Here is a 13081-nt window from a genome sequence, read left to right on the forward strand (position 1 = left end):
GTTACAGGTTCGTTTCCTCTGGTCCCTTCTTCGAGCGAATCCATGCGGATTAACTCAAATTTCGAAGTGTTCTTCTGTCAAGAATGTGGAGTTCTGCATTTGTTCAGGGAGAAGTAGCGATACATTCCAGGGGCCGGCGATATGTCTCTTGATGGAGTCGTTTATATCATCAATGGTAAGGGCTTCTATTCTTGCGATCAAGTCCTCCAGAGAGTCCGGTTTTCCACAAATAACTACGTCATCCAGGAATCTGCTCAGCGTCTGCAGTGTTCCTTCGGTAGACATCAATAGTTTTCCTTTTGCCCTTTCCTTTCCATAATTGAACTGAGCTTCGGTTACGCCCCGGCTTATGAGGTTCCCTATTTCCTTTTTCAGCGAAGCCACCAGATTGTCAAGGTTCTTCGGGCCGGTGGTTGCATTTATCATGAATGCGCCGGAATCTGCATAAGAGACGAATTCAGAACTGATGTTGTATACCATTCCAAGTTGTTCTCGGATATTATGGAACAGAATGGAACTCATTCCGCTTCCAAAGAGAGTGTTGAATATCTTGAAGGCATCGAAATCATCCTTGTTTCTTCTGCCCGGGGCGTCTCTAGTCAATAGAAGATGAACCTGCTGAAGGTCCTTTCTTCTTTCAACAATCCACAGCGGTCTTTGTGAAATCACGGGAGATTTGGCAACGGGTTTAGAACCGTTGACTCTCATGGAAAGAAGTTTTCTCTCGGTATTCTTCAGGAGATCCTCGCTATAGTTTCCCGAAACGGCAAAAATAACGTTGTTTGCGACATATTTGTGATCGTAGAAGTTGGTGAGCTTTTCCTTCTTCAAATTTCCGACTGTATCCTGGTAGCCGAGAATCGGCCTGCCAAAATCTCTGTCCCAAACCTTCTCAATGGTCATATCGTATATTCTGTCGTAGGGGTCGTCTTCAGCCGCGGCGATCTCCTCCATAATGACCCCTCTCTCGAGTTCCAGAGAGGCTTCGTCAAAACGAGGGGAGGTTATCAAATCGAAGAGGATCTCCAGAGCCTCAGAGGCATAAGTGTCGGGAACCTTTGCATAGTAAACAGTTGAGACTCTTCCCGTGTAGGCGTTAAGACTACCACCTATTCTCTCGATCGGCTCTTTTATTTCGAAAGCATTTCTTCTAAGGGTTCCCTTGAAAAGAGCGTGTTCAATAAAATGAGAAACGCCGCTGATGGAATCTTCCTCATCAGCGGAACCTACCTTCATCGCGAAAGCCATCGAGACCGTTCTTGTCTCTTCTTTTCGCTCACCTATAATAACTGCGCCGTTCGGCAGCTCAATATAATGATTATTCATCAATTACCTACTTTCTGTTTCTGTCTCCTCGGTTTCTGTCGTTTCTGTCGTTCCTATGGTATGGCCTTTTATTGTCTCGCTTACTGTCCTCTTTAACCTCGACACCTTCGAGCTTCAGACTTATCTTTCCCATCTGATCAGTTCCTGCCACTTCGACGGCAATCGTGTCTCCGACCTTGTGCTCTCTAAGGAAATCCTTGCCGCTTGCACCCATCTTCGAAATATGCAGGAGCCCGGTCTTTCCTGGCGCAATCTCTACGAAGAATCCATAGGCCTCCGCTCTCGAGATCTTTCCTTCGAAAAGCTGTCCGGGTTTCACTTCAGAGATTATCGCATCTATTACTTTTTCCAGCTGATCGAGTTTTTCTCGATTGCTTCCAACGATCTTAGCCTGAGATCTCTCGTCATCTATGAAGATCGTTGAATCATACTCGCTTGAAAGTTTCTTTATGACCTTTCCGCCGGGTCCGATAATCTCCCCAATCTTCTCGTAAGGGAGATTAATCGTCCTTATAATAGGTGCATAGTCGGAGACAAACTTTCTCGGTTCGGGAATGGCTTCGTACATAAGATCAAGTATCTTGAGTCTTGCCAGTCTCGCTTGCTCAAGCGCTTTTGTCATTATCTCGCTTGATACGCCGGAAACCTTCACATCCATCTGAAAAGCGGTTATACCGTCACGAGTTCCTGTAACCTTGAAATCCATGTCACCCATGTGATCTTCGTTTCCCAGAATATCTGTGAGAACGACGGTCTTTTCCGGTTCTTGAATCATGCCCATGGCAACACCCGCCACGTGCTTCTCCATCGGAACTCCAGCCGCCATTAATGAGAGCGATCCGGAGCATACGGTTGCCATTGAAGAGGAGCCGTTGGATTCAAGAACTTCAGATACGACTCTTATTGTATATGGGAAAGATTCGCCGTTAGGCACAATGTTCTTCAGAGATCGCTCGGCAAGATGACCGTGTCCAATTTCTCTTCTGCCTGGCCCCCTAAGCCTCTTCACTTCCCCGGTGCTGAAAGGCGGGAAGTTGTAGTGAAGCATAAACGACTTCGAACCCTCTTCAAACATCGTATCGACTATCTGTTCGTCCATCGTTGCCCCGAGAGTGACGATTCCCAGACTCTGGGTCTCGCCCCTGGTGAAAAGAGCCGAACCGTGTGCTCTTGGCAGGAGATCGAGTTCAATGTTGATCGGACGGATTTCGTTGTGCTTACGCCCGTCCATCCTTACATCGTCTTCTATTACTCGCCTTCTCATTACTTTCTTCTCTATGTCGTGATAGAAGTCCTTCACGAAACCAATGTTGTCTTCGATTTCCTCTTCGGACCATGTTTCTTTTGCTTTTTCTATAAACTGCTCGATTAGCTCGTCCCTGTATGTTTTCAAGGCTTTGTCCTTGTTCTTCTTACCAGGAGTGAGCATTATCTCGGCGAGCTTATTTCTGTCAACCAGTGTGTCGAATGATTCGAGAAATCCTTCTGGTGCAGCCGGTATTTCGAGCTCCCACTTTTCAGTCTGGAACTCACTGATTATTTCCTTCTGGAAGGCGACGAGCGATTTAATAGCTTCGTGCGCTGCTTCAAGCGCTCCGACCATTACTTCTTCAGAGACTTCTTTCGCCTCTCCTTCTACCATTGCAACTGCAAATTCCGTCCCTGCAACAACAATATCGAGTTCAGATCTTTCGAGTTCGTCAGCAGAAGGAAACACAACGTATTTTCCATCAATATATCCGACCTGCACGCCGGCGACGATCCCTTCGAAGGGAATCGGAGAAATATTTAATGCAAGTGACGATGCCATTATCCCCCAGATGTCGGGCGGATTGTCTGGATCGGCAGACAGGACAGTCACGATAACCTGAATCTCATTTCTCATCCCGTCTGGGAAGAGAGGCCTGATAGGTCTATCTATTATTCTTGCAGAGAGAACGGCATTATCGCTCGGTCTGCTTTCTCTTTTAAGAAAACCACCCGGTATCTTTCCCGCCGCATAGAACTTTTCCTGATACTCAACGGTAAGAGGAAGAAAATCAGTTCCCGGCACTGCCTGTTCATTTCCATTCACCGTAGTTAGCAGGACTGAATCGGCATACCTGAGTACAACGGCTCCATCAGCCTGTTTTGCCATCTTCCCGTTTTCTATGACGAGCTTCTGGCCAAAGAATTCCCTTTCCCATCTCTTATAACTCACAATAACACCTCTTTTTCTCATTTCATCAAATAATCAATTATATCAGCTGAGTAAAACCCACGCAAAAAAGGAGCGGTAAACCGCTCCAGACGATTTCTACTTCTATCAACCTCTCAGCCCGAGTTTGTTTATCAGTTCGAGGTAGACTTCAGGCTTCTTGGTCTTGATGTATCTCAACATCTTTCTTCTTCTTCCGACCAACTTTAGAAGACCCCTTCTTGTATGGAAATCCTTGGGGTGTTTCTTGAGATGCTCAGTGAGATGCCTGATTCTCGCAGTAAGAATTGCGATCTGAACTTCGGTCGAACCCGAGTCGTTGTCGTGAATCTGATACTCCTTAACTAGTTCTTGCTTGTTAACTTCCATGCATCTGCCTCCCGATATAATCCTCTATCTAGGAATGGGCTATGCCTCAAACCGAGAATAGGGCAAGGCTATTCTAAACCGATCAGACCTTCTTGTCAACTCCACCTAAGAAGTCCGCTACCATCTTCTTTGCAGTCGGAGTGATTGCGATCCCGCCTCTTGCCGTTTCCTTGAGTTCTTCGGGTAATCTTCTCCCAACTCTTCCGAGAGAGTCGGCAACTTCTTCAAAGGGGATGGCCGACTTAATTCCGGCAAGCGCAAGTTCTGCCGCTGTGAATGCAATGGATACACCAAACGCATTTCTTTTGACGCAGGGGATTTCAACGAAACCTCCAACGGGGTCACACACAAGTCCCATTAGGGACTTCAACGCGAGCGCCGGGGCATTCTCAAGCGCACTGTATTCTTCGGGATGCGTAGCGTAGACTATGGCAACTGAAGCCATTGCCGTAGCGGTACCTATCTCTGCCTGGCAGCCTGACACGGCACCGGAAATCGACGCCCTTTTCCTGATCCTCTCGCCCACAGCTCCAGAAACCAACAATGCGTTTCCAAGGGTTTCGAGGTCAATATTTCGATTGATGTGAAGAGAAAGGAGGGCTCCCGGAACGACACCACATGCACCCGCAGTAGGACATGCAACTATTTTTCCCATGCTTGCATTGTGCTCAGACATCGAGAGGGCAATTCCAACTCCTGAATAGACCAGCGAACTGAGAAACTCAGGACTGTGATTTCTCGCCTTTTCATCGTTATCTCCGACCCAGCCGGTAAGAGATTTCTCGGGTTTTTCGAGCCTGCTGCGGTAAGAATTCATCATCTCTCCGACCAGTTCTTTTGCAGTATCTTCGGCAAATCTTGGATCATTTCCAGTATTCATCATGTACCAGTTAGAGACGACTTTATGAAGCGGTGTCTTCGAGTCTCTTGCAGCTTTCACCAGGTCTTCAAACTTCATTATCATACGAGTGAATCCAACCTTTCGAGATAGGATACTTTCTTCACGACTTCAAGCCTTTTTATTGCCCTAAGCAGATGCTCGTCGGGTTCATTATCCAGTTCCACTACGCAAAGAGCCTCGTGCCTGAACGGGTCAACTCTTGAAAGAAAGAGATTGCTGATGTTCATATCGCTCGAAGAAATCTCCCCAACGATTTGAGAAAGAGCCCCGGGAATATCCGCATTCAATATCACCAGCGAGGGATACTTTCCAGTAACGTCGGTGTCGAAATCATCTATCGCAGTAATTTTTATTGAACCGCCACCCACCGATGCTCCTGTAACTGACAAGAAGAGTTCTCCGGAACTCCCATTGATCTTAACCGTGTTTGGATGCAAGTCGCCCATGTCTTCTTCTTCGAAAGTGAAATAGATGCCCTTGTCTTTCGCTATTTGGAAGGAATCTCTCAGCATGGGATCGGATTCCTTGATCCCCATTATTCCGCCGACGAGAGCTCTATCTGAACCGTGACCCCTGAAAGTTGCGAAGAGCGGTGAGTTGAGAACAAATCTCACTTCGTTAGGCACCTTGGCAAGGAGTGACCGAAAGGCCCTGCCTAACCTAGCCATTCCGGCGGTATGGGAGCTCGACGGCCCGACAATTGCCGGACCAATGATGTCTAGGAGCATCGCTCTTCCTCCAATGAAAACGCGGAACCTTACAGGCCCCGCGCTATAATGATTATCAATTAGAGATTATAGAAGGATTCCCTTCCTCTGAACTCTGCCTGTTCTCCAAGTTCTTCTTCGATTCTCAGAAGCTCGTTATACTTCGCGATTCTGTCAGTCCTTGATGCCGAACCTGTCTTTATCATGCCCGTATTAGCAGCTACGGCAAGGTGAGAAATAAAAGTATCTTCAGTTTCTCCAGATCTGTGTGAGATTACACAGGTCATTCCGTGCTTCTGCGCATACTCTATCGTGTTGAGAGTCTCGGTGACAGATCCGATCTGGTTGAGCTTAATGAGAATTGAATTGGCCGATTTCTTTTCGACACCTTTCTCGAGTCTCTTAATATTGGTGACGAAAAGGTCGTCTCCCACTATCTGAATCTCATCCCCTATCGCTTTTGTGAACTTCGCAAAGCTTTCCCAGTCCTCTTCGGCAAATGGGTCTTCAATCGAAATTATTGGATATCTCTTCGTGAGATTCGAGTAGTATTCTATCAGCTGGTCGGGAGTAAGCTCTTTTCCATCGATGTTGTAAAGTCCCTTGTCTTCGTTGTAGAATTCGTTTGCCGCACAATCAAGGGCAATCATGATCTCTTCTCCCGCCTTGTAACCGGCAGCGTCTATAGCATTTATGATGTATTTCAGCGCGGCCTCGTTATTTTCAAAACTCGGAGCAAATCCGCCTTCATCACCTACTGCAGTGACGTGACCGCTATCCTTCAACAGCTTCTTCAGATTATGGAAGACTTCTACTCCGGCTCTAAGGGCATCCCTAAAATACTTGAAACCGGCGGGCACTATCATAAACTCCTGAATATCCAGGTTGTTGTCTGCATGTTTTCCGCCATTCACGATGTTCATAAACGGTACGGGAAGAGCCTTTGCATTGACTCCGCCCAGGTATTTGTACAGCGGTGTATCAATACTGTCGGCCGCGGCACGTGCAACTGCCATCGAGACGGCAAGAATTGCATTGGCTCCAAGCTTGTCCTTGTTTTCAGTTCCATCGAGCTCTAGAAGAGCCGCATCGAGAGCTATCTGGTCAAAGGCATTCATTCCTATGATTTCAGGAGCGATTACTTCGTTTATATTTTCAACCGCCTTCAGCGTGCCCTTTCCGAGAAATCTCTTCTTGTCTCCATCTCTTAGTTCAAGAGCCTCGAACTTCCCAGTTGAAGCTCCTGAAGGAACTATTGCCCTGCCATGGCCACCGTCGTCAAGCCATACCTCGGCCTCAACTGTTGGAGTCCCCCTTGAATCAAGTACCTCCCTGGCTACTAGATCAACGATTTGAGCGTACATTTCTCCACCTCCAATTAATCAGGTAAAACTACCGTACCTGTTTTCCCGCCTATTATAGCATCGAACAGGTTACCCTTGTTGAAGAAGTCTATAACTCTAACGGATAATCCATATCTTTGGCAGATCGAGAAGGCTTCGATGTCCATGATTCCTAACCCCTTTTCGATAGCCTCAGAGAAAGTTGTCTTGTCAATCTTGGTGGCATCTCCATTCACCTTAGGATCTTTGTCATACACTCCATCAACCTTTGTACCCTTTATCAAAACATCGGCACCGATTTCGACCGCCCTGACAGCGGCAGCAGTGTCCGTCGTGAAAAAAGGCAGGTAGGTCCCGCCGCCGAAAACGACTATCTTTCCCTCATTTAGAGCATCCTCAATGGTATCGTATCTGTGCTCAACTAGAGAAGAAATCCCTGCGATCGAGGAGACAGCTATCGTTTCGAAACCGTTTACGCAGAGTGCTTCCTTCAAATACAGGGCATTCATTATGGTGCCTAGTATTCCAAGCTCATCGGCTCTTGATCCTCTCATATTCGACAGTTCACGACCCCTTATAAGATTTCCCGCACCGACCACTATTGCAAGTTGAATACCCTTTTCAATAACCGGGCGGAGTTCTTCGATGAGAAAGGAAGTTCTCTCTGAATCAAATCCTCTCGCGCCTTCTCCGCTCAAAACCTCACCGCTGAGTTTCAAGAGCACTCTCTTATACATAAGCACCTCCGAAAAAAAGGTGAGCACCAGGCTCACCTTTCAGACTCAGTTCTCAGACTCTCCAACTTGCCAGCGGACGAATCTGCTGATTTTAATGTTCTCGCCGGTCTTCGCAATCAGTTCGACAAGGAGATCGTTTATCGTCTTGCCGCTTTCAAAAACGTATTCCTGCTCGATAAGGCAATTGTCCTTGTAAAAACTCTCGAGCTTGCTTTCAACGATTCTCTCTATTATGTTTGCTGGCTTTCCACTATCTTTCATCTGTTCAGTGTATATTTCCTTCTCTTTATCTATGATCTCCTGAGGCACGTGTTCGCGGGAGATAAATCTAGCTCCCATAGCAGCCAACTGCAGAGCGATCTTGTGAGCAAGCTCTTTGAATTCTTCCATTCTCGCCACAAAGTCGGTGACACAGTTGAGCTCGAGAAGTACCCCGAGTTTGTCGTTGTGATGAATATAAGAATAAACAAGTCCTTCGGCCGTCTCTCTTCCCGAAACCTTGTCTGCCTTCAGTATCCCCTTCTTCCTGAGATAGTCCTTTGCCTGATCGAAATCTCCATCGGTTTCGACCAACGCCTTTTTACAATCCATCATGCCCGCTTGAGTGGCATCACGGAGTTTCTTTACCATGTCGCTGGTGATATTTGCCATTTTTCATGTCCTCCTCCATTAAAATTCCAAGAAAAATTATAACCCAGTTGTACAGTTAATATTTTCCGTGATGTTAAGTCATTTCCCGAGCTTTCTTCTGAATTCTTCCTGTACGCAAGGCGGAACCCATTTGGAAATGTCTCCCCCAAATGCCGCTATTTCGCGGACCATAGAAGAAGAAATGAAAGAGTTGGAAGTGTCTGTCATTAGAAAAAGCGTTTCCAGCTCTTGAAGCATAGCCTTATTGGCGTGAGCCATTTGAAGCTCGAGCTCAAAGTCTGATACGGCTCTGAGACCACGAATTATGATCTTAACATCATTGGCTTTGGCGAAATCAACTAGAAGCCCGCTGTAAGTTATGATCGTAACGTTCTCCAGATGAGACACGCCACACCTTACCATTTCAATTCTCTCTTCATGACTAAAAAAATGTTTCTTGTTTACGTTTTCCATGACGAGCACCAGAACCTCGTCAAAGATTTTGCTGCATCTTTCGACCAAATCTATGTGACCGTATGTTATCGGATCAAAGGAACCTGGATAAACGGCTTTCATTTTATTCGACGCCAACGACTCTTTGTTTGTCGGTCAGGCGCCCCTCCTTTCAAAGTCTTCTACTCGAGATTATCCTTCATCTCATTTGATTCCAAGGGGTTCTGAGCAATTTTATCGCCGTATTCAAGCAGATTCTCGAGAGTCATAGAACCGAGTTCTCTCATCATTGCGTTGTATAGTTTGAACCATACATACTTAACAGTACAATTCGGGTCTTCAAGACACTTTCCGTTCTGCTGAAGACACGGATATGAATTCATAGGTTTATCGAGCTTCAGTATAACGTCTCTCAGTAGTATCTCGTTTGCAGGTCTCGCCAGACAGTATCCGCCATACCTGCCTCTTACGGCTTTTATTATCCCCGCCTGTCTCAGTTCACCGAAGATCTTCTCCAGAAAATCTCTCGGAATCTCATTTCCCTGGACGATCTCGACGAGCGAGAGCTTATCCTTTCCTTCGCGGGTCGACTTTGCCATTTTATAAAGTGCTCTCAAAGCATAACTGCTTTTAAGCGTAAAACCCATTTCTAAGCCTCCTCTGAACCCTCTTCCCCGGTAGACAAAAGAGCGTTCACGAATTCCCTGCTGTCAAAGGGTTTCAAATCATCTTCCTTTTCTCCTACGCCTATATATCTCACCGGTATCCCAAGTTCCTTTACAATAGCGAAAATAATACCACCTTTAGCGGTACCATCAAGCTTCGTCAGTACGATCCCGGTGACATCGACAGCTTCTTTGAATTTTTTGGCCTGTACCAGACCATTCTGTCCCGTAGTTGCATCAATTACAAGCAATACTTCATTAGGAGCTCCGGGCGATGCTTTGCCGATTACTCTATGTACTTTCTTCAGTTCTTCCATCAGGTTGCTTCGGGTGTGCAATCTGCCTGCCGTGTCGACAATCACTACATCCTTTCCCTTACTTACTGCGTGCCTTACAGCGTCAAAGGCCACTGCTGCGGAATCGGCGCCCTGACCCTGGCTTATGAAGTCAACGTTCGCTCTTTCACTCCAAATTCTAAGTTGTTCTACTGCGGCTGCCCTAAAAGTGTCACAGGCAGCGAGAACCACTTTGTTTCCATTGCTCGAGTAGAGTTTGGAAAGCTTGCCTATTGTGGTTGTCTTTCCGGTGCCGTTAACGCCGACCACCGAAACTACGTAAGGTCTCGATTGTGGCACCTCAAAGGGTATGTCAAGTATCTCGACAAGGACTTCTTTCAGTACCTCAACGGGTTCCTTCCCTTTATCCATTCTATCTTTCAAAGCTTCGATGACTTCCTCAGCCGTTTCGGAACCCATATCGGACAATATCAGGAGCTCCTCGATTTCTTCAAGTGAGTCAGAATCAAGCGATTCAAAAGAGAGAAGTTTTCTTACCCTCTTGAAGAAGCCTTCTCTGGTCCTCTTCAAACCATCGTTAAGTCTAGAAAAAACTCCCATTATTCGGCCTCCATCTTGCTAACAGGTCTGTAATTAGAGAGCTCTTTCTTGATCTCTTCCAAAAGGGTATCGAATCCATCTACAATACTAACTTCAAGTGGTTTCTTCTCCGTTCTTGGTTTCACTTCGACTATACCTTGGGCAAGCTTCTTGCCGAGCGTTATTCTTACGGGAATCCCTATAAGGTCTGCGTCTTTGAACTTCATTCCGGGAGATATCTCTCTATCGTCGAGGAGAACGTCGAAGCCCGCGTCACTTAAAATATCGTATAGTTGTATGGATTTCTCTGAGACGATAGGATCCTTTATGTTGACCGCAGTTACGATGATGTCGAACGGAGCTACAGCTAGCGGCCAGATGATACCATTTTCATCATGAAGCTGCTCAACTATGGCGCTAATAGTTCTAGACACACCCCAGCCGTAACAGCCCATAATATAATGAATACTATTACCTTTTTCGTCGGTCACGTATCCGTTCATCTTTTCCGAATATTTCGTCCCGAGTTTGAAAATATGTCCTACTTCGATGCCCTTTGCCGATTTCATAGGTGCCCCGCATTTAGGACAGGGATCTCCTTCAGTAACCATTTTGAGATCGTGCCAGGAATCAATTTTGAAGTCGCGTCCGGGAAGAACACCGGAATAATGATACCCCTCTTTCAGTGCACCACAAACCGCGTTTTTCAAACCTTCTATTGTATGATCTGCAATGATTGTGACTTCTTTTGGAAGGCCAATTGGACCGACAAAACCGATCGGAACTCCCAGTAAATCCAGAACCTCCTGAGGGGTTGCCATAACGAGAGTCTGGTCCTCTAGAGCGGCCTTCAGTTTTGATTCGTTCAACTCTTCGTTTCCGCGAATCAGAGCCATATAGTAGCCCTTTCTACCTTTATATATTAGGGACTTCACAATATCCCTCGAGGTCACTTCAAGGAAAGCCGAAACCTCATCTACCGTCCTGGAATTCGGCGTAGGAACTATCTTTAAGTCAGCAACAGCCCCTTCTTGAGATTCTTCTTGCAACAGATACTCCGCTTTTTCATCGGAGGCCGCGTAGCCACAGTCGCAATAGAGCAGAGTGGATTCACCGTAATCGGCTAGAACGTTGAATTCGTGAGACTCATTACCGCCAATGGCCCCGGAATCAGCTTCCACAACGAGAAATTCCAGTCCTATCCTTTGGAGAATCTTACTGTATGCACCATAGAACTGCTTGTAGGTCTCATCTAATGAGGACCATGAACCATGAAAACTGTATGCGTCCTTCATAAGAAATTCTCTTGATCTCATGAGTCCGAATCTGGGGCGAATCTCGTCTCTGTATTTCATAGCTATCTGATAAAGCGAAACGGGAAGCTGCTTGTATGAATTAAGCTCGTTTCTTAGAAGATGGGTAATGATCTCTTCATGGGTAGGCCCTAGCGTGAAGAACCGCTCATGCCTATCCTGCATTCTCATCATTTCCGGTCCATAGTCGTCCCATCTGCCAGTCTCGTGCCATAACTCAGCCGGCTGAATGATCGGCATAAGAATTTCTTGAGAACCAATAGCGTTCATCTCCTGACGGACGATATCCTCAATCTTCTTCAGAACACGAAAACCGAGCGGAAGAAAGGAATAGATGCCTGCCGCTACTTTTCTCACAAATCCACCACGAACGAGTAGTTTGATACTTATCAAGTCGGCGTCGGCGGGAGCTTCTTTCAATGTTGGGGCGTAAAGCTGTGAAAACCTCATTAGATCTCTCCTCTCGAAAATAAGCTAATCAGGACTAATTCAGTGAGATTATAGCATAGTTCCAGCAAGCTGTTTGACGTTTTGATATAATGAAGTATATGTCTTATAAGGAGGACGAGCATGAGTATTTCCTTGCTTCAGGAAGAGCTTAGGGACTATGTAGAAAATGTCAAAAGAGCCGCTCACTTCATAGAAAAGGAAGTCGATTTGCAGCCTAAAGTTGCGGTAATTCTTGGCAGCGGTCTTGGAGACGTGTCGAAGAGCCTTGAAAATGCCGTTTCAATTCCTTACGATGAGATCCCCGGCTTCCCGTTGTCTACCGCTCCGGGTCATAAGGGCGAACTGATTTTCGGAAATGCCCTCCATCATAGTGTAATGCTTATGAATGGTCGCTTCCACTTTTATGAAGGTTACTCAATGAGAACAGTCACCTTTCCCATAAGAATAATGCAGGAACTGGGTGTGGAGGTTCTCCTGATTACAAACGCTTCCGGTGGCCTGAATCCGGACTTTGAAGTAGGTAGAGTCATGCTTATAAGGGATATTATCAATTTCATGGGCGACAACCCTCTAATAGGTCAGAATGTTGACGAATGGGGCCCGCGTTTCCCCGATATGAGCGAGCCAGTCGACAGAGACCTCTTGAGCAAGGCTCTTCTTTCTGCGAAAGAACTTGGAATCGGAGTGTATGAAGGTGTATATGTTGGAGTGGCCGGGCCAAACTTCGAGACTCCAGCAGAGCTGAGAATGCTGCGACGGTTCGGTGCGGATGCCGTGGGTATGTCGACAGTTCCGGAGGTCATCGTTGCCCGGCATGCAGGTATTAGAGTATTGGGACTATCGGCGATTTCCGACAGGGCAGTAGCCGAGGATCTGAAGCCGCTAACTGCCGAAGAAGTTCTGGAAATGGCAAAAAAAGCTGGCAACGATATAAGCAAATTGATACTTAAGACTCTAGAAAAAATATAGGGAGAGCTACACTCTCCCCTTTGGTGGGTGCGGTAGGGATTGAACCTACGGCCTCTTCCTCGTCAAGGAAGCGCTCTTCCACTGAGCTACGCACCCGAACAAGATTGATTCTACCATCGTCTTAAGAGCGTTGTCAAGAACAAGTG

Annotated in this window: 13 protein-coding genes and 1 tRNA gene; 1 reads left to right on the forward strand and 13 read right to left on the reverse strand. The window is 46.4% G+C overall.

All coding sequences use genetic code 11. From position 1 onward, the window contains the following. Positions 1-54: 54 nt before the first annotated feature. The 12 genes from Y696_RS01255 to Y696_RS01310 form a co-directional block, all read right to left on the reverse strand. Positions 55-1326 (reverse strand): pitrilysin family protein, encoded by a 1272-nt coding sequence (locus Y696_RS01255; protein WP_121509632.1) that lies wholly within the window; start codon positions 1324-1326, stop codon positions 55-57. Between the two features lie 7 nt (positions 1327-1333). Further along, positions 1334-3547, reverse strand: coding sequence for a polyribonucleotide nucleotidyltransferase (locus tag Y696_RS01260; protein WP_409071677.1), 2214 nt, complete (start codon positions 3545-3547; stop codon positions 1334-1336). Between the two features lie 84 nt (positions 3548-3631). Further along, positions 3632-3892, reverse strand: coding sequence for a 30S ribosomal protein S15 (rpsO, locus tag Y696_RS01265; protein ID WP_006491437.1), 261 nt, complete (start codon positions 3890-3892; stop codon positions 3632-3634). Positions 3893-3974: 82 nt separating this feature from the next. Continuing rightward, positions 3975-4856 (reverse strand): L-serine ammonia-lyase, iron-sulfur-dependent, subunit beta, encoded by an 882-nt coding sequence (locus tag Y696_RS01270; RefSeq protein WP_006491439.1) that lies wholly within the window; start codon positions 4854-4856, stop codon positions 3975-3977. Continuing rightward, on the reverse strand, positions 4853-5521 hold the full coding sequence (gene sdaAB / locus Y696_RS01275) for an L-serine ammonia-lyase, iron-sulfur-dependent subunit beta (protein WP_006491440.1): 669 nt from the start codon (positions 5519-5521) through the stop codon (positions 4853-4855). The genes Y696_RS01270 and sdaAB overlap by 4 nt, the downstream gene beginning before the upstream one ends. A gap of 59 nt (positions 5522-5580) precedes the next feature. Next, positions 5581-6864: a phosphopyruvate hydratase gene (gene eno / locus Y696_RS01280; RefSeq protein ID WP_006491441.1), complete on the reverse strand. Its 1284-nt coding sequence runs from the start codon at positions 6862-6864 to the stop codon at positions 5581-5583. Positions 6865-6878: 14 nt separating this feature from the next. Continuing rightward, a complete protein-coding gene (locus Y696_RS01285) occupies positions 6879-7580 on the reverse strand; it encodes a uridine monophosphate kinase (protein WP_121509634.1) in 702 nt (233 codons plus the stop codon). A gap of 45 nt (positions 7581-7625) precedes the next feature. Further along, positions 7626-8231, reverse strand: coding sequence for a translation elongation factor Ts (gene tsf, locus Y696_RS01290; protein ID WP_014730103.1), 606 nt, complete (start codon positions 8229-8231; stop codon positions 7626-7628). 78 nt (positions 8232-8309) lie between these two features. Then, positions 8310-8786, reverse strand: a complete 477-nt coding sequence (coaD, locus tag Y696_RS01295) for a pantetheine-phosphate adenylyltransferase (protein WP_014730104.1) — start codon at positions 8784-8786, stop codon at positions 8310-8312. A 59-nt stretch (positions 8787-8845) separates the two neighbouring features. After that, on the reverse strand, positions 8846-9310 hold the full coding sequence (locus Y696_RS01300; protein WP_099771489.1) for an Rrf2 family transcriptional regulator: 465 nt from the start codon (positions 9308-9310) through the stop codon (positions 8846-8848). A 2-nt stretch (positions 9311-9312) separates the two neighbouring features. Further along, positions 9313-10224, reverse strand: a complete 912-nt coding sequence (gene ftsY, locus Y696_RS01305) for a signal recognition particle-docking protein FtsY (RefSeq protein WP_121509635.1) — start codon at positions 10222-10224, stop codon at positions 9313-9315. Next, complete coding sequence (locus tag Y696_RS01310) at positions 10224-11966, reverse strand: proline--tRNA ligase (RefSeq protein ID WP_099771491.1); 1743 nt, start codon at positions 11964-11966, stop codon at positions 10224-10226. The genes ftsY and Y696_RS01310 overlap by 1 nt, the downstream gene beginning before the upstream one ends. Before the next feature lie 120 nt (positions 11967-12086). Between Y696_RS01310 and Y696_RS01315 the strand changes: the two genes are divergently transcribed. Then, positions 12087-12935 carry a purine-nucleoside phosphorylase gene (locus Y696_RS01315; protein WP_099771492.1) on the forward strand — a complete coding sequence of 283 codons (849 nt, stop codon included), beginning with the start codon at positions 12087-12089 and terminating at the stop codon, positions 12933-12935. 21 nt (positions 12936-12956) lie between these two features. On the opposite strand, the gene Y696_RS01320 is transcribed toward Y696_RS01315, so the two are convergent. Further along, positions 12957-13031 (reverse strand) — tRNA-Val (locus Y696_RS01320). Between the last annotated feature and the right edge of the window lie 50 nt (positions 13032-13081).

Origin of the sequence: Mesotoga sp. H07pep.5.4 (assembly GCF_003664935.1) — a bacterium.
In the GTDB taxonomy this organism is placed as follows: Bacteria; Thermotogota; Thermotogae; order Petrotogales; family Kosmotogaceae; genus Mesotoga; species Mesotoga prima.

Coding starts and splice junctions, on each gene's coding strand:
- Y696_RS01255 (WP_121509632.1), bottom strand. CDS start 1,326: ATGAATAATCATTATATTGAGCTGCCGAACGGCGCAGTTATTATAGGT.
- Y696_RS01260 (WP_409071677.1), bottom strand. CDS start 3,547: ATGAGAAAAAGAGGTGTTATTGTGAGTTATAAGAGATGGGAAAGGGAA.
- rpsO (WP_006491437.1), bottom strand. CDS start 3,892: ATGGAAGTTAACAAGCAAGAACTAGTTAAGGAGTATCAGATTCACGAC.
- Y696_RS01270 (WP_006491439.1), bottom strand. CDS start 4,856: ATGATAATGAAGTTTGAAGACCTGGTGAAAGCTGCAAGAGACTCGAAG.
- sdaAB (WP_006491440.1), bottom strand. CDS start 5,521: ATGCTCCTAGACATCATTGGTCCGGCAATTGTCGGGCCGTCGAGCTCC.
- eno (WP_006491441.1), bottom strand. CDS start 6,864: ATGTACGCTCAAATCGTTGATCTAGTAGCCAGGGAGGTACTTGATTCA.
- Y696_RS01285 (WP_121509634.1), bottom strand. CDS start 7,580: ATGTATAAGAGAGTGCTCTTGAAACTCAGCGGTGAGGTTTTGAGCGGA.
- tsf (WP_014730103.1), bottom strand. CDS start 8,231: ATGGCAAATATCACCAGCGACATGGTAAAGAAACTCCGTGATGCCACT.
- coaD (WP_014730104.1), bottom strand. CDS start 8,786: ATGAAAGCCGTTTATCCAGGTTCCTTTGATCCGATAACATACGGTCAC.
- Y696_RS01300 (WP_099771489.1), bottom strand. CDS start 9,310: ATGGGTTTTACGCTTAAAAGCAGTTATGCTTTGAGAGCACTTTATAAA.
- ftsY (WP_121509635.1), bottom strand. CDS start 10,224: ATGGGAGTTTTTTCTAGACTTAACGATGGTTTGAAGAGGACCAGAGAA.
- Y696_RS01310 (WP_099771491.1), bottom strand. CDS start 11,966: ATGAGGTTTTCACAGCTTTACGCCCCAACATTGAAAGAAGCTCCCGCC.
- Y696_RS01315 (WP_099771492.1), top strand. CDS start 12,087: ATGAGTATTTCCTTGCTTCAGGAAGAGCTTAGGGACTATGTAGAAAAT.